The 22,165-nt window shown below is 60.8% G+C and carries 18 protein-coding genes; 6 read left to right on the top strand and 12 right to left on the bottom strand.

From position 1 onward, the window contains the following. Positions 1–43 precede the first annotated feature (43 nt). The 3 genes from ACOQOT_RS15920 to ACOQOT_RS15930 form a co-directional block, all read right to left on the bottom strand. Positions 44–1,363 carry an APC family permease gene (locus tag ACOQOT_RS15920; protein ID WP_121881967.1) on the bottom strand — a complete coding sequence of 440 codons (1,320 nt, stop codon included), beginning with the start codon at positions 1,361–1,363 and terminating at the stop codon, positions 44–46. Positions 1,364–1,606: 243 nt separating this feature from the next. Continuing rightward, complete coding sequence (locus ACOQOT_RS15925) at positions 1,607–2,728, bottom strand: acyltransferase family protein (protein ID WP_121881969.1); 1,122 nt, start codon at positions 2,726–2,728, stop codon at positions 1,607–1,609. A gap of 9 nt (positions 2,729–2,737) precedes the next feature. Then, positions 2,738–3,010 carry a metal-sensitive transcriptional regulator gene (locus tag ACOQOT_RS15930; protein WP_121882047.1) on the bottom strand — a complete coding sequence of 91 codons (273 nt, stop codon included), beginning with the start codon at positions 3,008–3,010 and terminating at the stop codon, positions 2,738–2,740. A gap of 54 nt (positions 3,011–3,064) precedes the next feature. On the opposite strand from ACOQOT_RS15930, the gene ACOQOT_RS15935 reads away from it, so the two are divergent. The 6 genes from ACOQOT_RS15935 to istB all read left to right on the top strand — a co-directional run bounded on the left by ACOQOT_RS15935 (position 3,065) and on the right by istB (position 9,434). After that, positions 3,065–3,508, top strand: a complete 444-nt coding sequence (locus tag ACOQOT_RS15935; RefSeq protein WP_121881971.1) for a hypothetical protein — start codon at positions 3,065–3,067, stop codon at positions 3,506–3,508. Positions 3,509–3,576: 68 nt separating this feature from the next. Continuing rightward, on the top strand, positions 3,577–4,296 hold the full coding sequence (locus ACOQOT_RS15940) for a DUF2231 domain-containing protein (protein WP_147446353.1): 720 nt from the start codon (positions 3,577–3,579) through the stop codon (positions 4,294–4,296). Positions 4,297–4,298: 2 nt separating this feature from the next. Then, complete coding sequence (locus tag ACOQOT_RS15945; RefSeq protein WP_121881975.1) at positions 4,299–6,161, top strand: copper resistance system multicopper oxidase; 1,863 nt, start codon at positions 4,299–4,301, stop codon at positions 6,159–6,161. Continuing rightward, complete coding sequence (locus ACOQOT_RS15950; RefSeq protein WP_121881977.1) at positions 6,158–6,955, top strand: copper resistance protein B; 798 nt, start codon at positions 6,158–6,160, stop codon at positions 6,953–6,955. The genes ACOQOT_RS15945 and ACOQOT_RS15950 overlap by 4 nt, the downstream gene beginning before the upstream one ends. A gap of 171 nt (positions 6,956–7,126) precedes the next feature. Further along, positions 7,127–8,653: an IS21 family transposase gene (gene istA, locus ACOQOT_RS15955; RefSeq protein ID WP_420559161.1), complete on the top strand. Its 1,527-nt coding sequence runs from the start codon at positions 7,127–7,129 to the stop codon at positions 8,651–8,653. Beyond that, on the top strand, positions 8,643–9,434 hold the full coding sequence (istB, locus tag ACOQOT_RS15960) for an IS21-like element helper ATPase IstB (protein ID WP_121881981.1): 792 nt from the start codon (positions 8,643–8,645) through the stop codon (positions 9,432–9,434). The genes istA and istB overlap by 11 nt, the downstream gene beginning before the upstream one ends. A gap of 152 nt (positions 9,435–9,586) precedes the next feature. Here the strand turns inward: istB and ACOQOT_RS15965 are convergent, their stop codons facing one another. The 9 genes from ACOQOT_RS15965 to ACOQOT_RS16005 form a co-directional block, all read right to left on the bottom strand. Continuing rightward, a complete protein-coding gene (locus ACOQOT_RS15965) occupies positions 9,587–10,039 on the bottom strand; it encodes a hypothetical protein (protein WP_420560151.1) in 453 nt (150 codons plus the stop codon). Further along, the gene (locus ACOQOT_RS15970) at positions 10,039–11,571 is read right to left on the bottom strand and encodes a thymidine phosphorylase family protein (protein WP_420560152.1); all 1,533 of its coding nucleotides are present in this window, start codon (positions 11,569–11,571) and stop codon (positions 10,039–10,041) included. Before ACOQOT_RS15970 ends, ACOQOT_RS15965 begins: the two co-directional genes overlap by 1 nt. Then, positions 11,568–12,926: an MBL fold metallo-hydrolase RNA specificity domain-containing protein gene (locus ACOQOT_RS15975; RefSeq protein ID WP_420560153.1), complete on the bottom strand. Its 1,359-nt coding sequence runs from the start codon at positions 12,924–12,926 to the stop codon at positions 11,568–11,570. The genes ACOQOT_RS15970 and ACOQOT_RS15975 overlap by 4 nt, the downstream gene beginning before the upstream one ends. Before the next feature lie 55 nt (positions 12,927–12,981). Then, positions 12,982–13,980 (bottom strand): ribose-phosphate pyrophosphokinase, encoded by a 999-nt coding sequence (locus ACOQOT_RS15980; protein WP_420560154.1) that lies wholly within the window; start codon positions 13,978–13,980, stop codon positions 12,982–12,984. Positions 13,981–14,133: 153 nt separating this feature from the next. Beyond that, positions 14,134–16,494 carry a phosphoketolase gene (locus ACOQOT_RS15985; protein ID WP_420560155.1) on the bottom strand — a complete coding sequence of 787 codons (2,361 nt, stop codon included), beginning with the start codon at positions 16,492–16,494 and terminating at the stop codon, positions 14,134–14,136. Positions 16,495–16,498: 4 nt separating this feature from the next. Further along, positions 16,499–17,722, bottom strand: coding sequence for an acetate/propionate family kinase (locus ACOQOT_RS15990; RefSeq protein ID WP_420560156.1), 1,224 nt, complete (start codon positions 17,720–17,722; stop codon positions 16,499–16,501). Positions 17,723–17,786: 64 nt separating this feature from the next. Further along, positions 17,787–19,118, bottom strand: coding sequence for an APC family permease (locus ACOQOT_RS15995; RefSeq protein WP_420560157.1), 1,332 nt, complete (start codon positions 19,116–19,118; stop codon positions 17,787–17,789). A 23-nt stretch (positions 19,119–19,141) separates the two neighbouring features. Then, positions 19,142–21,421: a heavy metal translocating P-type ATPase gene (locus ACOQOT_RS16000; RefSeq protein WP_420560158.1), complete on the bottom strand. Its 2,280-nt coding sequence runs from the start codon at positions 21,419–21,421 to the stop codon at positions 19,142–19,144. A gap of 46 nt (positions 21,422–21,467) precedes the next feature. Continuing rightward, positions 21,468–22,163, bottom strand: coding sequence for a hypothetical protein (locus ACOQOT_RS16005; protein ID WP_420560159.1), 696 nt, complete (start codon positions 22,161–22,163; stop codon positions 21,468–21,470). Positions 22,164–22,165 lie beyond the last annotated feature (2 nt).

Raw genomic sequence — 22,165 nt, forward strand, 5'->3', positions numbered from 1 at the left:
CCCTCTTTGGACGCTGTTTTTACCGCTCCGCGCGAGGCTCCTGCTATTGGGGCCCGTCGTTCTTGCGGTGTTTCAAAAAGATCGCCTCGGAAACAAAGATTACCGTCATCGCGCCTAAGGCGACACCTATTACGGTGACATCGGACCCGACTTTAACCCAGACAAAGCCACCGAGAACGATGAGATCAAGCAGGATAGCGGATATGAGGATCAAGCTATTCGCGCCGATTTCCTTGCGCAAATATCTCAGGATGCCCCAATGCACGGCAATATCCATGATCAGATAGAAGATGATCCCCAGCGCCGCAATCCGGGTGAGATCGAAGAAAGCGGTGAGAAAAATACCCAGAACCACCGTGTAAACGAGAGTGTGTTTCTGGATGCTGCCAGGCATGCCGAAATGGCTATGAGCGACCAGACGCATTTGCGTAAGCATGGCAAGCATGCGCGACACTGCAAAGATGCTGGCGATAATACCGCCAGCCGTTGCCGCCATGGCCAGGAGGACGGTGAACCAGAGACCGAGATCGCCGAGTGCCGGGCGGGCTGCGGCGGCAAGAGAATAGTTTTTAGTTTCTATGATTTGATCGATCGACAAATTGCTTGCCACGGCAAAGCCGACCAGCGCGTAAATCACGACGCATAAGGCAATGGAGATCAGGATCGCCCGCCCCACATTCTTATGGGGTTCGGTAAGCTCCGAGCCGCTATTCGTGATGGTTGTGAAGCCTTTAAAGGCAAGAATCCCAAGCGCGGTAGATGCCAGAAACCCTTCCCATGAGACGCGGGGGTCCGCCTGAGTGAAGTCCGCAGCAATATCTTCCGCCAGCCATACACCGACGGCGCCGAAGAGTACGATACCAGCAAGCTTGAGTATGCCAATGAATGAAGCGACGGCTTCGATGATCTGATTCTTTGACAGGTTGATCAGGAAAGCCGCAATCAGAAGTGCTACACCGAGGACCGGTACCCAAATGCTGTTATCAGGCATATCGAAAAGCTGCAGCGTGTAGGCGCCGAATGTGCGGGCCAAGAAACTTTGCGCGATAACCATGGAAAAATACATCAGCAGGGCATTGAAGGCCGTAGGTAATGTATCTCCATAGGCTTTGTGCAAATACATCGCGATGCCGCCTGCCGAGGGATAAGAGGCGGACATTTTCACATAAGAATAAGCACTGAAGAGAACGACGATGGCGGCAGAAAGAAAGGCAATTGGAAATAACGGACCGGAAAGTTCGGCCATCTGCCCGGTCAGGGCAAAAATGCCCGCGCCGATCATCACGCCCGTTCCCAGCATGACTGCGCCGGCGAGCGTCAAACTGTTTTTTGCGTAACTTGGAGAACGGTCTTCGTTGTTCATTGCCTGATTGTCCGATTTGCTTGCTTAGCGAGTCCAAAGCCTGACTCACGCACGATTTAATTCCCGCTTCAACACAGAAGAGAGATTTTTTCTTTATCAAACGGTTCTGTAAACGCCTGCGTTCTCGTTATGGAGTCGGTATGGATACAAAAGCGAGGCAGATTGCTCGGCGTCTGAAGCGGGAATTGCATCCCATAAAAATTGGATCTGCACCGGGTGCGAGCAATCTAACCAGCAATCCCATTATATCCATCGCATCAGCTTTCGGCTGGCAAGCCATCTGCCCAAACGTCTCAGCCGCGCCGCAGCATCACCCTTTTTCGCCATTACAGGCTTTTCTACAAGATGCCAAGACAGGATTGCAGCGGGCAGCACCGCAGCCAGAGTAACAGCGAAGAGATGAAGTGGTGTCAGGTTCGGCATGGTCAGCACAAGCGCTTGCTGAACCGGGTAGGCATAAATGTAGAGACCATAGGAGTAATCCCCAGCTTTATTGAAATTCCTGATCCAGCCGCTGGGAATATAAGCCAGCCAAAATGCACTGTAAGCGGTGAGAAGGTAGAAGCTCAACGGAAAAACAGCGTAAGGCCGCATGGCCACGGTGAGCAGGAATAAAAACACGACACCAGCCCAATGAAGCGGGATTTGCGCGCGGTATTCATAGGCCAGTACGCCCAGCCCGAAGCACAGGCCAAACCGCACGAAGTGGCCAAGGATCGTGTCATCGGCATAGGCGATGGGGAAAAGAGACAGAGCGGCGAGGGGCAGGCCGATCACAAATGCCGTGCGGATCAGCCATTTGCGCCGCGCGAGGATACCGCTCATACCCAAAAAGGCGAGAGCCGCGTAGCACAGCACTTCGTATCTGAGTGTCCAAAGGGAGCCGTTGACCTCATTGGCAACCGGCGTCGTAAGGAACGTACCGGGCAATGTGCCATCCGGCGAGACAAGGCTGGCGGTCAGGATAACATAGGAAAAGGTCTCGAAAGACGAGAAGTAGCCTGCAGCGGACGTATTGCTCAATGGCGGCAGCAGCACAAGAGCGGTCAGCATCACGCATACGGCAAGAGCCGGGTAGATGCGCAAGGCGCGGGCCACGGTAAAATCCAGTAACGAACTCCGGCGCATCCAACTTTGCGTGACCAGAAATCCGCTGATGACAAAAAAGATGTCAACGGCGTGATAGCCGATGGAAAAGCCTGTCGCCTTCATGAGCGGGCGGCTTTCCGGATCGCCCGTGACAAGTAAGAAGCTATGGGAAAGCGCGACAGTAGCGGCGGCGAGAAAGCGGAGCAGATTGAGATTGTTGTCGCGGTTTTGCGCAACGTCCCCCAAAAACACTGTCTTTCCCCGCAAGCGTGCCATGTTACTCCGTCATTTCCGGATCTGCTCGAATAGATCGATAAGTTCCGCGAACTTCTCCCGTTGTTCTTTCGCCGAGCCGCTCTTGATGGCGTGTTCGACGCAGTGACCGGTGTGCTGCTTCAGCACTTCGCTTTCCACTTTTCGCAAGGCAGCCTTGACCGCCTGGATTTGCCGGAGAATGTCTATGCAATACCGGTCCTCTTCCAGCATCCGGGTGACGCCCCGGACCTGGCCTTCGATCCGTTTCAGACGGTTTACAGTCGTGCGCGAGGCAACCTCCATTGACGGATACTCCATAGGGGTATAAGAAAAAGGTTAAGTTTAAGTGAGCGGAATATGGCACGTAGAAACCCGGCCGTCAGCTTTATGGCAGTATTTATGCTGGCCCTTGTTTGGGGCACGGGCGCCTTTGGTGCATGTTTTCCTCTCGGCGGCGCAGCCCATGCGGCGCTGGCAGGACACGTTATGTCCGGTCACGCGCATCAGGAGCGTGCTTATGATGCGGTGGCACCTGCTTTCCACGGACACGAGGCCGCAAACGCACAGGAAGATGGCCACGAGCTGGTCAAATGCTGCAACTCTACAGAGTTGCGTGCGAGCGCGCTGACAGCGGCAAGGGCTTTTTCCCCGTTTGAAATGTCACCGAGCCTTGCTGCGCGCGCTGTGCCGGTTGCCTGGCCGTCCTCGCTGCTCTGGCAGCACATGCCAGCTATGGTGCAAACCGGGCCACCCCTTGTTGGGGCAACGCCGGTCGGCCTGCACAATCTTCTTTTGATTTAGCTCTTTTGTTTGATTGAGGGCTGCCTTCTTGAGGCGGCATGTTGCTCATTCAAAACGGAAGAGATGAAATGATTCACAGATTCTCCATTTTTGCCGTCACGGCGGGCCTATTTCTGGTGCTCGCCATGACGGGCAGCGCCTATGCGCATGGTGACGAAGTACATGAGAGGCCATCTGGTCAGGCGGATATGCCCGTACCGGCGCAAGACCGACACGGCGCGCAAGCGTTCGCAAACGCCAAGGCCGGTTCGCCTGCACCGATGCAGGACGAAGGCGGGCACGATCACAGCGCCCATGCAGGCTGGGCCGATACCGGCTTCGAGCGTTTTCTAAGCTGGATCGGCAAGCTTCATCCTGCGGCCACGAACTTTCCGATCGGGTTGTTGATGGGCGCGGCGCTGGCCGAGGCGTTGCGATTCCGTTACCGGGCCGCCCTTTTGCCCAATGCGGCGCGTTTCATGCTTTGGGCAGGGACCGTCTCCGCCGTGGGCACGGTGGTCCTGGGCTGGTTCTTCGCCGGATTCTCCGTGAGCAGCGACGGGCCGCTTCTTGCCTTTCACCGCTGGAACGGCACGGCCGTTGCCATCCTCGCGCTTGCTGTTCTCTGGCTTGGCGAGCAGCACTGGCGTGAGCAATCCGGGCCAGGCCTTTACCGAACCGGACTTTTCGTCCTGGCCGTCCTTGCCGGTCTCAACGGCTATCTGGGCGGGCGCATGCTTTATGGCGCCGATCATTACGCCTATCCGGCGGCGCACACCCATTCACCCCACTCTCACAAGGAGCACTGAACATGCTGACACGGCGTCACCTCCTGAAGTCGTTTTCATCAGGCGCGGCCATGCTTGTCGCCTCCGGCCTCCTGCCTGCCTGGGCGCGTTCACCACGTTCCCTGTCCGAGGCAGGCATCACCGCTCTTTCCGGCAACCGGTTCGATCTGGATATTGCCCGCAGCGTCATCAGAATAGACGGGCGCACCGGTGAGGCGATCACGGTCAACGGCACCTTGCCCGCGCCTCTCTTGCGCTGGAAAGAAGGCGAGCAGGTCACCATGCGCGTGACCAATCACCTGGACGAGGATACGTCCATTCATTGGCATGGCATGCTGGTGCCCTTCCAGATGGACGGTGTGCCGGGCGTGACGTTCCCCGGCATCAATGCGGGGGAAACATTCGAATACACATTCCCGGTGCGCCAGTCTGGCACCTACTGGTATCACAGCCATTCGGGGTTGCAGGAGCAGCTCGGCCATTATGGGCCGCTTGTCGTGGACCCGGCCGGCAGCGATCCGGTGGGCTATGACCGGGAATATGTGGTGGTGCTGTCGGACTACACATTCGAGGGGCCGCACCGGGTCTTTGCCAAGCTGAAGAAGATGTCGGACACCTATAATTTCCAAGAACGCACCGCCGGTGATTTCATGCGTGACGTTTCCCGGATGGGGCTTGGCGGGACCGTCGAGGAGCGTCTGATGTGGGGCGACATGCGCATGAGCCCGACCGACATCGCCGACGTGACGGGGGCTACCTATACGTTCCTCGTTAACGGGCATGGGCCGGGCGATAACTGGACAGCGCTGTTCGAGCCGGGCGAGCGGGTGCGGCTGCGTTTCGTCAATGCCTCGGCCATGTCGATATTCAATGTGCGCATTCCGGGCCTGCCGATGAGCATTGTGCAGGCGGACGGGCAGAATGTGCGTCCGGTGGAGCGGGACGAGTTTCAGATCGGCGTGGCCGAAACCTATGATGTGGTCGTCACGCCCCGCAAGGACCAGGCTTACACGCTGATGTGCGAATCCATCGACCGGTCCGGTTACGGGCGGGCGACGCTGGCGCCGCGTCCGGGCATGGAAGCGGAGGTGCCGCCGCTGCGGCCCAGACCGCTCTTGACCATGAAGGACATGGGCATGGCCGGACATGGAATGAGTCATGGCGGTATGGATCATGCCGCGATGGACCAAGGCGAACCGGCCGGTCAGAAGAGCGGTGAAATGGACCACGGGTCCATGGATCATTCCGCCATGGGGCACGGCGCCATGGATCATGGGGCGATGGGCCATGGAAGCGCCCCGGCCGGAGCCATGCAAAAGGACGGCATGGAGGGCATGGGCGCGATGGAGACGCACAACCACCCTACCGGACCCGGCATTGCCAACACAGCGATGCAGCCGCAAAACCGGCTGGGCGAACCGGGCATTGGCCTTGAAGATGTGACGCACCGGGTTCTCGTTTACACGGATCTTGAAAGCTTGGCACCCAATCCGGATACGCGCGCGCCGGGCCGGGAGATAGAGCTGCATCTGACCGGAAACATGGAACGTTATATGTGGTCGTTCGATGGCAAGAAGTTTTCGGAGGTGACGGAGCCCATCATTTTTCACTATGGCGAACGTTTGCGCCTGACAATGGTCAACGACACGATGATGCCGCATCCCATTCACCTGCACGGCATGTTCTTCGAGCTGGTGACGGGCGCGGGGGATCACAAGCCGCGCAAACACACCATCGTGGTCAAGCCCGGCGAGAAGATGTCTTTCGACGTGACGGCGGATGAAGAGGGCGACTGGGCCTTTCACTGCCATCTCCTCTATCACATGCATGCGGGCATGTTTCAGGTGGTTTCGGTACGTAAAGACATGGCGGAGGCGTCTCAATGAAAACGGTAACTCTAATGTCCGGGCTGGCGGTGTTCGGTGTGCTTGTGGCCGGTCCGGCATTCGCGGCGGAAGATGAATTCGGCTACAGCGCCGCAGACGAACACTATGACGCGGAAGAAATGGCGGCTGCCCGCCGTGCGCTGAAACACGAGACGGGAGGGCAGACCAACTTCATGCTTATGGGCGACCGGCTGGAATACCGCAGCAATGAGGGCGAACCAGTGCTCCTCTGGGACATGCAGGGCTGGCTCGGAGGCGACATCAACAAGGTCACGGTCAAGACGGAAGGCGAATATCTTCTGGACAAAGATCAGGCCGAAGGTGTCGAGGTGCAGGCGCTCTACACGCGCACCATTTCGTCTTATTTCGATGTGCAGGCGGGGGTGCGTCACGATTTTCGCCCTCATCCCTCGCGCAGCTTCGCCGTTCTGGGGGTGCAGGGGCTTGCGCCTTACTGGTTCGAGGTGGACGGGGCCGCGTTCCTGAGTGAGGACGGCGACCTCTCGGCCCGTTTCGAGGCGGAGTATGAGTTGTTGCTCACGCAGCGGCTGATCCTGCAGCCACGCGCGGAGTTCGATTTTGCGGTTCAGGATGTACCCGAGCTTGGTATCGGGTCGGGGTTAAGCACCGTGGAGACGGGACTGCGTCTTCGATATGAGGTGGTGAGGGAGTTCGCCCCATATATAGGTGTCTCCTGGGAGAGCGCCGTGGGCGAGACGGCGGATATAGCCCGCGCTAGCGGCGAGGATGTTGATGCTGTGTCGCTGGTGACAGGGGTTCGCTTCTGGTTCTGATTTTCAGTGGTTCGTTTTACACTAGAGGTCGCGGGTTCCGCGTTTGGTGTGCTTATACTGTTGATTGCCGCTGAGATCTGACCCGGTATTGGGGGATTTTTCCACTGAGATTTGACCCATGTTTGAACGCTATCCTGCTCGTTTTGGGCAGGAGATTGAGGAGTGTTGGACATGGCGTTTTTGAGCGTTATCCGGCGCTGGCATTTCCGGGATGGTTTTTCGATCCGGGAGATAGCACGGCGCACGGGTCTGTCCCGGAATACCATTCGCAAATATCTTCGGTCCGATACGGTTGAGCCGAAGTTCAAAGTGCCCGAGCGGCCGAGCAAGATCGATCCTTTTGCCGAGAAGCTATCGGGCTGGCTGAAGGCTGAGAGCCGCAAACCGCGCAAGCAGCGGCGCACAGTCAAGCAGATCCATGCCGATCTGGTCAGCCTTGGCTTTAAAGGTTCCTATGGTCGGGTGGCGGTTTTTGCCCGGCGCTGGAAAGAGGATCTCCAGCGCCAGCAGAACACCACCGGCCGCGGCGTGTTCGTTCCCCTGGCCTTTGAGCCTGGAGAAGCTTTCCAGTTCGATTGGAGTGAGGACTGGGCGCTGATCGGGGGCGAGCGGGTCAAGCTGCAAGCGGCCCATACCAAGCTCTGCTACAGCCGGGCCTTTGTGGTAAGGGCCTATCTGCTCCAGACCCACGAGATGCTGTTCGACGCCCACAATCATGCCTTCCGCGTGCTGGGCGGCGTGCCCCGGCGCGGCATCTACGACAATATGCGCACGGCCGTGGACAAGGTTGGCCGTGGCAAGGCCCGGCAGGTCAATGCCCGGTTCTCGGCCATGGCCAGTCACTTTGTGTTCGAGCCCGAGTTCTGCAATCCGGCCGCCGGCTGGGAGAAGGGGTTGGTGGAAAAGAACGTGCAAGATGCCCGGCACCGGCTTTTCCAGCCCATTCCGCACGCGAACTCGCTTGAGGAGTTGAATATCTGGCTCGAGCATCGGTGCAAGAGCTTGTGGGAGGAGACCTCTCACGGCGTTGAACCGGGCACCATTGCTGATGCCTGGCGGGTCGAGACCCAGTTCCTGATGGCTGTGCCAAGGCCCTTTGACGGGTTTGTCGAACACACCAAGCGTGTTTCCCCAACGTGCCTGATCCACCTGGAACGCAATCGCTACAGCGTGCCGGCCTCTTTCGCCAACAGGCCGGTCAGCGTCAGAGTCTATCCGGCGCGCATCGTCGTTGTCGCCGAAGGACAGACGATCTGTGAGCACTTACGGATCATCGACCGCCATCATGGAACCGGGCATACTGTTTATGACTGGCGCCATTACCTAGCCGTGGTCCAGCGAAAGCCCGGTGCCCTGCGCAATGGTGCACCCTTTGCCGACATGCCCGATGGATTCCGGCAGTTGCAGCGCCATCTTCTGAGCAAACCCGGTGGCGATCGCGAGATGGTCGATATCCTGGCCCTGGTTCTCCACCATGATGAACAGGCCGTGCTCGCCGCGGTCGAGATGGCCCTTGAGACCGGGGTGCCCACCAAGACCCATATTCTGAACCTGCTGCACAGACTGGTCGATGGCAAATCGACCGCGATCGCGCCCGTCGAGGCACCACAAGCCCTTGTCCTGGGCAAGGAACCGCAGGCCAATGTGGAACGCTACGATACCCTGCGTGCGGACAAGGAGGTGCGCCATGCGTCATGATCCGGCAAGCGCAGCTCTGGTCATCATGCTCAAAAGCCTCAAGATGACAGGCATGGCCCAAGCGATCAGCGAGCTCACCGAACAGGGGTCTCCGGCCGTCCAGGCAGCCGTTCCGGTTCTCTCCCAGTTGCTCAAGGCCGAGATGGCCGAACGGGAGACAAGATCGATTGCCTATCAGCTCAAGGTGGCACGGTTTCCAACCTACAAGGACCTGGCCGGCTTCGATTTTGCCAGCAGTGAGATCAATGAGGCCCTGGTGCGCCAGCTTCATTCAGGGGCTTTCATCGACAAGACCGACAACGTGGTGTTGGTGGGCGGGCCGGGAACCGGCAAAACCCATATCGCCACAGCGCTGGGCATCCGGGCCATCGAGCATCACCGCAAGAGAGTGCGCTTCTTCTCGACCGTGGAACTGGTCAATGCGTTGGAACAGGAAAAGGCTCAGGGCAAGGCCGGACAGATTGCCAACCGGCTTGTCCATTCCGATCTGGTCATCCTCGACGAGCTTGGATACCTGCCCTTCAGCGCATCAGGAGGGGCATTGCTATTCCATCTGCTGAGCAAACTCTACGAGCGCACCAGTGTCATCATCACCACCAATCTCAGCTTTGCCGAATGGGCCAGCGTGTTTGGCGACGCCAAAATGACAACCGCGCTGCTCGATCGGCTCACCCATCACTGCCACATTCTCGAAACCGGAAACGACAGCTTCCGCTTCAGGAACAGCTCGGCCCAGGCCGCAAAAACCAAAAAAGGAGAAAGCACCGACTTGACCATCTAACCAAACCCAAATCATATCCACGAGGCGGGTCAATTCTCGGTGAAAATACCGGGTCAGATCTCAGCGGCAATCAACACCATCCACATGCTGCGCTTGCGGGACGCCGCGACCCCGTGTAGGCGGCTGCCCGTACACTCGCAAGCCCGAAGGAGTCACGAGAGAACTTTCCGAGGCTCCGCCCACCAGAGAGCGATGATCGGCAGGACGATCCATTGCGCGATGGGAGAGAGGCCGGCACCGATCACGGGGATGACCGGCATCAGGTCACTATAGGCCCAGGCTTCCCGGACCTCGATATTGAGCCATTCGCTGAATACGGTGTAGCAGAGACCTGTCAGGACGGTGGCTAGCCCCACACGACGATAGTTTGCCTCCGGCCACTGGCTGCTTCCGAACAGCACCAGCGCGGCCAGGAGCGCGCTCGTCGCGATCAGGACATCGCCCCCGGTGCAGTGAAGTGCAGCGAAAGCTATTTCGCGCGGAGTGCCGGTTTCCCACAGCGTGTAAAGCGGCATATGGGCGAACTCCCAGATCAGATTCCCAATCGCCATGGCGATCAGGTAGCGTCGCAGAGCGTTCAGCCATCCAAGCTCGACAGCGACCATTACGACGAAAGCTCAACTTCGATGATGTCCGGACTCCTTTGCGCGTATTCCAGCGCATAGGCCAGTTCGCCCGCGGTTTCCGCGTGGATGTCGAGCAGCGCTTGGCCATTGTCGATCTCTTGGCCGAGGCTCACGTTCAAGTAGACGCCCGCTGCCTTGGCTTCCGGCGCGCCGGCGAGCTTGGCGAGCCTTGCGAGCTTGCGATTGTTGATATGAACGATGCGACCGGCACGCGGTGCGATCAGCGGATGAACGTGGGACGCCCGCGGCGGCGTGCGCATACCTCCTTGCGCCGCGCAGATGGCCTGGAACTTCTGCCAGGCTCGCCCGTCCGCAAGGATCGCAAGCGCATCAGCTGCTCCTTCCCCCTTGGCGGCCTTCCCGCCAATCTCCAGGGCGGCGCCAGCCAATGCCGTTGCGCGTCGGCGCAGGTCATCCGGTGCATCGGGCGCACCACGGAGAACCGCGAGGACATCGAGCGCTTCCAGGGCCGGGCCAATTCCGCGACCGACCGGTTGCGACCCGTCGGTCAGGATGCAAGTGGCCGAGAGTCCGAAACGCGCTGAAACGGAGTTGATCCGTTCCGCGAGGTGACGCGCCGACGCCTCGCTGCGGACCTTGGCGGTAGGTCCGACCGGGATATCGATGACGACGTGCGTCGAGCCGGCTGCAATCTTCTTCGACAGGACAGACGCGATGAGTTGTCCCTCGGTATCGACATCGAGCTCACGCTCTATGCGGACGAAAATATCGTCGGCGGGGCTCAGATGCATCGCCCCGCCCCAGGCGATGCAGCCGCCCTCGGCTTCCACGACGCGTCGGAGCGTTGCGATATCAAGGTCAACCGGAGCAAGTGTCTCCATGGTATCCGCAGTACCTGCAGGCGATGTGATTGCGCGCGACGAGGTCTTGGGGATGACGAGCCCTTGCGCAGCAACAATCGCGACGACGATCGGGGTGGTACGGTTGCCAGGGAGCCCGCCGATGCAATGCTTGTCGACTACGATCAGGGAATCCCATCGCAAGCGCTCGCCGACCTCGACCATGGCGCCGGTCAGATCGACGGTCTCCTGCTCGTCGAGAGGAAGAGCCGCGCTCGCCGTCAGGAAGGCCGCCAGATGCACATCAGTGTAGCGGCGTGCCGCGACGTCCCTGACGATCGACCCAACGGCACGCGCGTCGAGCCGGTTCCCGTAGATCCGGCGGCGGACACTGGCGAGGGATTCGAGTGCTGGCGCATGCGTGACGGTGACTTCCGTGCCTTCTTCGACGCACAAGATCTGCCACGCTGTTTCTGTGAGGGCAATCTGATCGATGGCGAGCAGATCGTCCCCCTCGACCTGGAACAGGGTCGCCTGCACCTCCCGACCGCCAGACGAAACCACCACCTGCGACCTGGACGCCAGACCTTCCGCGCGGCAGACATGGCAGTCGGTCCGCATGATGACCACCGCCTGGTGCTGTGTGTGCAGGCGAAAGCGGGTGGCGCGAAGCTTCGGTGTAGCGGGGAGTTCGGCGTCACCTTGGTTCATAGGTCGAACGCCTGATCCTGGCGGGGAACGGTCGCATTCCATCCGAGGTCCTTGCCGATGCGGACGCGCAGTGCCTCGGCAGCTTCGGCCTCACCATGAACGATGAAGGTGCGGGCCGGCGCATGATTGAAGCCGGAAAGCCAGCGCATCAACTCATCAGAGTCTGCGTGCGCCGAGAGTGCGGGCAGATCGGCGATCTCTGCCTTGACCGGTATCCACTGTCCGTGGATCTTGATCTCGCGGGCGCCCTGCAGCATGGCCCGTCCACGGGTTCCAGCAGCCTGAAAGCCCGAGAACAGAATGGTGTTCTTCTGATCGGGTGCAAAGGCCTTGAGATGGTGGAGAATGCGGCCACCGGTTGCCATGCCACTGGCAGAGATCACCACCTTGGGATAGGGGCTCGCGGTAATTGCCTTGGATCCTTCGACGTCCCTCGTGTAGGTGGCGAGGCCGCAGACCGTGTCGCAATCCTCCGGTGAAAGGCGATGATCCTCGCGATGGGCGTGGAGCAGGTCCGTGGCGCTGATCGCCATCGGACTGTCGAGGAAAATCGGGATGGATGCCAGGCGACCAGCCTGCTTCAATTGCCAGAGGTGATAGAGCAGCGACTGCGCCCGGCCAACGGCGAATGCCGGAATCACCACGGTCCCGCCGCGCTGAACCGTGCGCTCGATGACGGAACTCAGCATCTCGGTTGGATCGCCCGTTTCATGGATGCGGTTGCCGTAAGTGGATTCAATAACGATATAGTCGGCCTCCGGGACAGGAACCGGATCAGGCATGACGGGATCGCCATAGCGGCCGAGATCACCCGAAAATATGATCCGTTTGCCGCCCCATACGATATCGGCGGTGGCAGCACCCAGGATGTGGCCGGCATGCCTGAACATCAGGGTCGCCCCGGCGGGAAGCTGAACAGCCTTGTCGAACGGAATTGACGAGAAGCGTTCGAGGGCGTGTTCCGCATCGTGAAGACCGTAGAGCGGCAGGGCGGGCTTGTGCTTGGAGAACCCCTTCCGGTTCGCGTATTCGGCATCTTTCTCCTGGAGGTAACCGCTGTCCTTGAGGATCAGCTCTGCAACGTCGCGGGTCGCGTCCGTCGCGAAAATTTCACCGTGGAATCCGTCCTTCACAAGTTTGGGTAAATAACCCGAATGGTCGAGATGCGCATGGGTCAGAACGACGGCATTAATACTCGAAGGGGCTATCGGCAGTGGCTGCCAATTCAACTCGCGCAGGTTCTTTAGGCCTTGGAACAAGCCGCAGTCGATCAGAATCCGCTTGCCGTCGTGGTCGAGGAGATGTTTCGAACCGGTGACAGTGCCAGCGCCGCCGAGGGATGTGAATTTTAGCATGACTGCCTCCTGGTCGAATTCATGTGCCTGGTCGCCAACTGTCGGAGTTCGCCGCTCATTCGACGCCGCCTGTACAGGGCGGCGCATCGCTGGCGGGAAACGAATCCATGCCTGCCTGTTCGACCTCGTCGTAAGGTTCGGGCGGACGACGGTGCCGAATTTTGTCGTCCGGAGCCTCCTTGGCGGACGCGATCATCGCAGCGATCAGCGGCGCAAGCCGAATGGCGTTGCTCTCATGTGGAATGGAGTCGCTGGAAACTATTCTGTCGGTGAGCACCCTCAGGCGCGCATAGGAATCTTCAGCGAATACACCGTGGACAACCGCGCAGACAGGTCTCCGGAAGCCCTGGAGCGGCAGCTTCTTTGCCGCTTCGATAAGCGTTTGCCCGGACGAGGCGATATCGTCGACGAGGACCGGACAGTGGGCCGTCCATTCCGAGAGGTCGGGAAGTTCGACATCGACGTTGCGGTCGCCGTGCCGGATCTTGCGCAGGACGGCATAGGGAGCGCTGATGCGCTGGGCAATTGCCGACACCCACTGTTCGCTCTCCTCATCCGGGCCGATGATCAGCGGTTGGTCGACCTCCGCGGCGATCCAGTCTGCCAGCAAAGGTGCCGCGTGTAGGGTATGGGTCGGGATCGTGTAGAGCGCGGAGAGCGCAGGATACCGGTGCAGGTGGGGGTCGACTGTCACCAGCCGGTCGAAGGTCGAGGACAGAACCCGCGCGAAGGTCTTCGACGTTATAGCCTCGCCCGGTTGGAAGCGTCGGTCCTGTCGCATATAAGAGAGGTAGGGCGCGATCAGCGTCACCTCATTCGCGCCAAGCGCGCGGGCGGCGTCGGCGGCGAATGCAAGGCGGAGGAAGCCATCGTCCGGCCGTGCAAGCGTGCAGACCAAATCCACCGGCCGATCGGCGACATCCGAAAGAATGCGGACATAACTCTCGTCATCGGGGAAACGCCGGATTTCGATGTGCCCAAGCTCCCATCCTCCGGCTTCAGCAAGATGACGGGCGAAGGTTTCGTTGCCGGGCAAAGGCAGTATCAGCCGCATGTCAATACTCTTTCAGTTTATACAGGGAGCCCCTAGTGGATGGATTCAGACGGATGGAACCCTTGAAGCGGCCATTGAAGCTTGGAAATGCGCGCTTTTGGCCGGACTCTTCCGTCTGAAACGAACCACTAGTGCCGCCCGTAAAATTCCAGGTCACCCTTCGTTCGCTCCCCATTTCCAATTGCGGATCTCCGGCATGTCCTCGCCGTGTTGCCGGATGTAGCGCTGGTGATCGATGAGTTTGCTTTCGATGAGCTGTTCGAAATTGGTGGCGCCCGGACCCAATCCCGGCACCCGGTCAATGACGGCCCTGGCCAGATGGAACCGGTCCAGTTCGTTGAGCACGACCATGTCGAAAGGTGTCGTGGTCGTTCCCTCTTCCTTGAACCCGTGAACGTGCAGATTGTGATGGTTGGTCCGACGATACGTCAGCTTGTGAATCAACAAGGGGTACCCGTGGTAGGCAAAGATGATGGGTTTGTCCCTGGTGAACAGGGCATCAAATCCCTCGTCGCTGATCCCGTGCGGATGCTGGCTCTGCGACTGCAACGTCATCAGATCGACCACGTTGATGACCCGGATCTTGAGGGCAGGAAAATGCTGTCGCAGCAACTCCACCGCAGCCAGCGTCTCCATGGTCGGCACATCCCCGGCACAGGCCATCACCACGTCAGGCTCGCTGCCTTCGTCGTTGCTGGCCCACTCCCAGATGCCCAGCCCGGCGGTGCAGTGCTTGATGGCTGCGTCCATATCGAGCCATTGCGGCGACGGCTGCTTGCCGGCGACAATGACGTTCACGTAATTGCGGCTGCGCAGGCAGTGATCCGTCACGGAGAGCAAGGTATTGGCGTCGGGCGGAAGATAGACCCGGATAACCTCGGCCTTCTTGCTCATGACATGGTCAATGAAGCCGGGGTCTTGATGGCTGAAACCGTTGTGGTCCTGCCGCCATACGTGAGACGAAAGCAGGTAGTTCAGAGATGCAATCGGCCGTCGCCATGGAACATGGTTTGCAACATCGAGCCATTTGGCGTGCTGATTGAACATCGAATCGATGATGTGGATGAAGGCTTCGTAGCATGAGAAAAAGCCATGGCGGCCTGTGAGCAGATAACCTTCAAGCCAACCTTCGCATTGGTGCTCACTCAACACTTCCATCACCCGGCCGTCCGGGGCGACGTGGTCATCGCCTGGAATGATTTCCGCGGTCGAGCACCGGTTCGTCACCTCGAACACCGCACCCCAGCGGTTCGACGCGGTTTCGTCCGGGCTGAAGACCCGGAAAGTCTCGGGATTCAGCCTCACCACATCGCGGATCAATTCGCCCTGGATCCGTGTGGCCTCGGCACTCACGCGGCCCGGCTTCGGTATTGTCACCGCGTAGTCGCGGAAATCGGGCAGGTGCAGGTCGCGCAACAGGAGACCGCCATTAGCGTGCGGGTTGGCGCCCATGCGGCGCGTGCCGCTCGGGGCCAGTTCCGCGAGCTCGGGACGTAGCCTGCCGGTCTCGTCGAAGAGTTCGCGGGGACGATAACTCTCAAGCCACTCTTCCAGAATCCTGACATGTCCCGGGTGGTTCATGTCACCCATCGGCACCTGGTGCGAGCGAAACGTGCCCTCGGTCTGTTTGCCGTCAACCTCCTTCGGGCCCGTCCAGCCCTTCGGCGAGCGCAGGATGATCATGGGCCAGAGCGGACGCTGCTTGAACCCGTTGGCGCGGGCGTCGTGCTGGATATGGCGGATGCTCTCGACCACGGTATCGAGCGTCGCAGCCATGAGCTGATGCATCTCCACCGGGTCGTCGCCCTCGACGAAGTGTGGCGTATAGCCGTAGCCGCGAAACAGGGAGTCGAGCTCGTCACGGGGAATGCGGGCGAGCACCGTGGGACCCGCAATCTTGTAGCCGTTCAGATGCAGGATTGGCAGGACCGCTCCGTCGTGCACCGGATTGAGGAACTTGTTCGAGTGCCAGCTGGTGGCGAGTGGAGCCGTTTCAGCCTCGCCATCGCCCACGACGCAGGTGACGAGAAGGTCGGGATTGTCGAAGGCCGCGCCGTAGGCATGTGACAGGCAATAGCCGAGTTCACCGCCCTCATTGATGGAGCCCGGGGTTTCCGGCGCGACATGACTCGGGATGCCGCCGGGAAAGGAAAACTGCGTGAACAGCTTTTTCATCCCCTGTTCGTCCTGCGAGATGTCCGGGTAGACCTCGCTATAGGTTCCCTCGAGATAGGTGTTGGCCACCAGGCCCGGGCCGCCGTGCCCGGGGCCGGCGACATAGATCACGTTCAAGTCATGCTCGCTGATGACGCGGTTCAAATGCACGTAGATGAAATTCAGTCCCGGTGTGGTGCCCCAGTGGCCAAGCAGTCGGGGCTTCACGTGCTCGAGACGCAAGGGAATTTTGAGCAACGGATTATCATAAAGATAGATCTGGCCGACCGAGAGATAGTTGGCCGCTCGCCAGTAGGCGTCCATCTTCTGGATGAGGTCGGACGAAAGCGACTTGTTCATGGTCCTACTCCTCCAGATGGGCGTGCTGGCCGGTTTCGGCGCCGGAAAGCATTCCGAAAACTGCCCTTGCGATGATTACATCTTCGTCGGTGCGAATGACGCGCACCTGGACGTTGCCCAGATCGGCCGAGATGACTGGCTCGCCGGCAGCGTTCTGGTTCTCGTCAAGTTGGACGCCGAGAAAGCCGAGACCCTCGCAGATGCGTGCCCGGATCGCGGGTGCGTTCTCGCCGATGCCGCCCGAGAAGACGAGCGTGTCCAGTCCGCCAAGCGCGGCGGCAAAGGCACCGATCCACTTCCTCACCTGGTAGCAAAATAATTCAACTGCTTCGGCAGCCCGAACGTCGCTCGCCTCGCGGCCCAGCAAATCCCGTAGGTCGGAGCTCGTTTCCGACACACCCAGCAACCCGGATTCCTGATTCACCATCTGGTGAAACTGCTGCGCGGTCATTCGCTCGGTTTGCGCCAGGTACCAGACCAGCCCAGGATCCAGGTCACCGGAGCGAGTGCTCATCGGCAAGCCCGCCGCGGGCGTAAAGCCCATGCTGGTATCAACGCTCTTCCCGTCGCGGACCGCTGCGAGGCTCGACCCATTTCCGAGATGACACAGGATCACCCGCCCTTTCGCAGCCTCAGCGCCGGCCAGGCGCGCGAGCTCTTCCATGAGGAACTCGTAGGACAGGCCATGAAAGCCGTAGCGCTCGACCCCCTTGGCCGCAAAACGCCGGGGAATTGCCAGAGCCTTGGCGACCCGAGGCATGTCCCGATGAAATGCCGTATCGAAACATGCCACCTGTGGCAGACCCGGTATCCGCTCGTCGACCAATTCAATCATGTTGATCTCGGAAGGCAGATGCTCCGGCGCATAGGCGCTGACACGGCGCAGTTCCCGAAGAACTTCCTGCGTGATTTGATGCGGTTCACGATACCTGGCGCCACCGTTTACGACGCGGTGGCCTACTGCCGCAATCGACGAAAGACCGATCTGCTCGGCAAGCCAGTCGAGCAGGAAATCTGTCGCCGAACGATGATCGAGCTCACCGATGCCGCGATCATCCTGCTGCTTCCGGGTGGGGTCATCGAAAGTGAAATGGGTTCCCTGCAGGCCGATGCGGTCGATCTTGCCGCGCAGGCCCTTCCGGGGCTGGTCGCCGTCCATCCTGTACACCGCGAACTTGATGCTCGATGAGCCCCCGTTGATCGTCAGGATGCACGCGCCGGGTGACATCAATCGAACCCCTCTTGCGCATGTAGCCCTGCGTAGGTCGCCCGCGCTGCTGAATGCGCCGAAGTCATGATCTACCGGCTCCATGCTCCGCGTGGCCGACGCCACGCGTTGCGGTCCATTGACCGAGGTAGATCCGCAGGAAGCCGAATACCGCGCCGATCGCGATCGCGGCGTAGAGGACGATGGCGGGATCGCTTTGCAGCTTCATCGCAGTGAAGGCCGCGAGCACCGCCGCGTCGGAGCCAATCGCCGCCAGCAGCACAGCGCCCGCGGCGCCGATCTCTTGCCGCCGGTACCGGAACACGCCCCAATGGATGGTCATGTCCATGATCAGGTAGAAAAATGCGCCCAGCGACGCGATGCGGCCCAGATCAAAGAATACGGCCAGCGCCGAAGCGATGACGACAGTGTAGATCAGCGTGTGGCGCTGGATTGGACCCGACATGCCGAAATGGCTGTGCGGGATCAGCTTCATGTCGGTGAGCATTGCCAGCATCCGCGACACCGCGAAGACACTGGCCAGCAGTCCCGAAGCGGTGGCCACCGCCGCGAGAAGCACGGTCAAGAGGAACCCCGCCTGGCCCAGGGCGGGCTCGGCGGCCTCGGCCAGCGAATAGTCGCGCGCTGCGATGATCCGGTCGATGGTGAGGCTCGATCCGACGCCGAAAGCCACAAGCAGATAGACGACGACGCAGAGCGCGATGGAGATCATGATGGCCCGGCCGACGTTGCGGTTCGGTTCGGTGATCTCGGAGCCGCTGTTGGTGATCGTGGTGAAGCCCTTGAAGGCGAGTATGGCCAGCGCCACAGAAGCGACGAAGCCGGTCGCGGTGAAGTCCCGGCCTGTCTCGGACGCTGCGGCGAAGGAAAATCCGCTCGCCCACAACGCCGCAATCCCGAAGAGCGCGATGCCGCCGATCTTGAGCGTGGCCATGACCAGCGAGAACAGCCCGACCGACCGGTTGCCGGCAATGTTGACGAGGAACGCGAACAGGATCACCGCAACTGCGAGGATCGGCACGAGCGGCCCGCCCGTTATGTCGAACGGTCGCAGCACATAGGTCGCGAAGGTGCGCGCAACCAGGCTTTCGGCGATGACCATGCTGAGCGCCATCAGCAGCGCCGCACCGGCGGTGACCGCTCCCCGCCCATAGCACTTCTGCAGGATCATCGCGATTCCGCCCGAGGAGGGCCAGGCGTTCGACATCCTGATGTAGCTGTAGGCGCTGAGCGCGGTCACGATGGCTCCGGCGATGAAGGACAGCGGAAACCAGGGTCCCGCCAATTCGGCGATCTGACCGGTCAGGGCAAAAATGCCTGCGCCGATCATCACGCCCGTGCCCATCGCGACCGCACCGTGCAAGGTGATGCTGTTTGCCTTGTACTGCCCTCGCATTCGTGGCTGGCCCGTCGACGGAGTCATAGTTTTGCGCGCTTCAACAGTTGCGCGTTGATGGCCACAACCACCGTGCTCGCGGACATCAGGATCGCGCCCACCGCGGGTGTCAGCAGTATGCCCCAGGGCGCCAGAACGCCGGCGGCAAGGGGTATGGCGAAGATGTTGTAACCCGCCGCCCACCAGAGATTCTGGATCATCTTGCGGTACGTGGCGCGGCTCAGGGTGATGATGCGGGGGATATCGCGGGGATCGGACCGCACCAGCACGATATGCCCGGCCTCGACGGCAACATCCGCGCCCGCGCCGATCGCGATCCCGATATCGGCAGTGGCCAGGGCCGGGGCGTCGTTCACGCCGTCGCCAATCATCGCGACCTTCTTGCCCTGCGCCTGAAGCTCGCGGACCTTCGAGGCCTTGTCCTCGGGGAGCACTTCCGCAAACACGGTATCGATGCCCAGCTCCCTCGCGACGGCATCGGCCACGGCCTGCGCGTCGCCGGTCAGCATGGCAACCTCGATCCCCCGTTTATGCAGCGCCGTAATGGCTTCGCGGCTCTCCTCGCGGATCGCGTCCGCCACGGTGTAGACGGCCAGGGCCTTGCCTTCGCGGACGAGATAGATGGCAGCCCGTCCACTGTCGGCCGCCGCCTTGGCCGCCTCCAGCAGCGCCTGCGGCACCTGCACATTCTCGGCCTTAAGCAGAGCCGGGCCACCCATGTGGTATTCGGTGCCGGCGATCGTCGCCGCCACCCCCTTGCCGGTGATTGCGCGGAAGCCTTCGGCGACGGGCACGTCTATGCCCTTGTCCTGTGCGGTCTTCACGATGCCCCGGGCGATCGGGTGCTCGGATTCGGCTTCGATGCCGGATGCGATCCGAAGCGCCTCGTCCTCGGCCAGCCCATCCGCGACGGACATCGCCACGACCCGGAACTCGCCAAGCGTCAACGTGCCGGTCTTGTCGAAGATCACGGTGTCGAGGTTTCTCGCCTCCTCGAGTCCGCGCCGGTCGCGCACCAGAAGCCCGTTGCGGGCGCCCAGCGTCGTCGAGATGGCCACCACCAGCGGCACGGCCAACCCAAGCGCGTGCGGGCAGGCGATCACCAGCACCGTCACCATCCGCACCACGGAGAAGTCGATCGCTGCGCCGACAGACTGCCACACCACGATGGTGATGGCCGCGGCGGCGATCGCGACGAAGGTCAGAAGCCGGGCTGCGCGATCTGCAAGGTGCTGCGCTCTGGACTTGGACTTCTGGGCATCGGCCACGAGTCGCATGATGCCGGAAAGCTTGGTTTCCTCTCCGGTGCCGGTGACCTCGACGCGCAGAGACCCTTCTCCGTTGATCGTGGCGGCGATCACCTCGTCGCCTTCCCGCTTTTTCACCGGCCGGGACTCGCCGGTGATCATGGCCTCGTTGACGTCGCTCTCTCCCTTTCGCACGGTCCCGTCGGCGGGAATGCTCTCCCCCGGATGCACCAGAACGAGGTCTCCGTTCCGCAGCGCGCTGACGGCGACCTTCTCCTCGCCCCCGTCGGTGATCCGCGTCGCGGTATCCGGAAGGAGCTTCGCGAGTTCCTTCAATGCGCCTTCGGCCTGATTGATGGACCGCATCTCGATCCAGTGGCCAAGCAGCATGATCGTGACCAGCGTCGCCAGTTCCCACCACAGGGCACTCGCCTCGATCAGCCCGAGCTGAACCACCCAGGAAAACAGGAAAGCGACGGAGATCGCGAGCGAGATGAGGGTCATCATCCCCGGCAGCCGGGACCGCAGTTCCCGCCAGGCCCCCTGCAGGAACACGAGACCGCCGTAGAGGAAGACGACCGTGGAGAGCACGGGGCCGATCCACTCCGATCCCGGAAACGCGGGGGCCCGGTAGCCGAGAAGGTCCTGGATGTGGGCCGACCAGATGACCACCGGAACCGTCAGGGCAAGCGAAAGCCAGAAGCGGTCCCGAAACATCGCGGGCGAGTGGCCCGCATGCTTGTCATGGTCCTGGTGTCCTGAATGGCCCGATGCCGGTCCTGGACTCTCTGGTGATGCTCCGGCCGTCGCGTGGCTTTCGTGCCCCCTGTCGGTCGAAGCGGCAGGCGGCGCATCGACGCCGGGACCAGGCCGCCGAACCAGGGATTTGATGTCGGCGACCTTTATGCGGGTCTCGTCGTATTCGACCGTGGCGTTTTGCGACGCGTAATCCACGGAGACGCTTTCGACGCCCGGCACCTCGCCGATCCGCCGCCCCACTTCGTCCGGGCCCAAGGCTGTCAGCAAGTCGCCGACGTCGATTGCGATTGTTTTCATCGTGTTCTCCTTAGGCGGGCGCCAGTACCGGTGTCAGGTGTCCGCGTTATTCGGCTATCTGCCGGAACAGACCGGGATAGCGGTTGAAGGCGAGCTTCTGCACCAGCGAGCCGTCCACGGTGACGATCTCTGCAGTGATGCTCCCGTCAGGTGCAGTGCCGATCTCGCCGAGCCTCAGACGGGGATTGCCAAGATTGGTCAACTGCTGCTCGAGCAAGGCGCGGACGCGATCCTCCGTCATCTCCTCCGGTGTGCCGTTCGGCGTTCCGAGGAGGATGCCCTGACCACCCATCATGCCGGGCATGCCCATTCCTGCCTGGCCGTTCATCATCATTCGCATCATCGGGCACGCCATCATGCCTGCCAAGGGCATCTGACCGGCCATGCCTGGAATCGCGCCACCCTCGGCCATGCCCTGGCCTGCCATTTCGCCCATCATCATGCCGGTCATTGCACCCTGACTCATCATGCGCTGCATCATCTGCATCATCTCCGGCGTCATCATGCCCATGCCGGGCATGCTTCCGGGTGCGGCTGCTGAGGGCGCGTCACCGGGCGCCGGGCTCGCTGGCGGAGCGTCCTGGGTTTCTTCCGGGTGGTGTTCGTCCTGTGGCTGTGCGCTGGTTTGGGCTGCGACCGATGCTGCGGTCCCGATAAGTAGCAAACCCGCGAACAGGGCCGCCTGAAGTTTCGTGTTCTCACGTTTCGTACTCCTTGGTTGATGAGAAGGAAAAATCGCCACAG

This window comes from Tepidicaulis sp. (genome assembly GCF_965222285.1).
GTDB lineage: Bacteria > Pseudomonadota > Alphaproteobacteria > Parvibaculales > Parvibaculaceae > Tepidicaulis.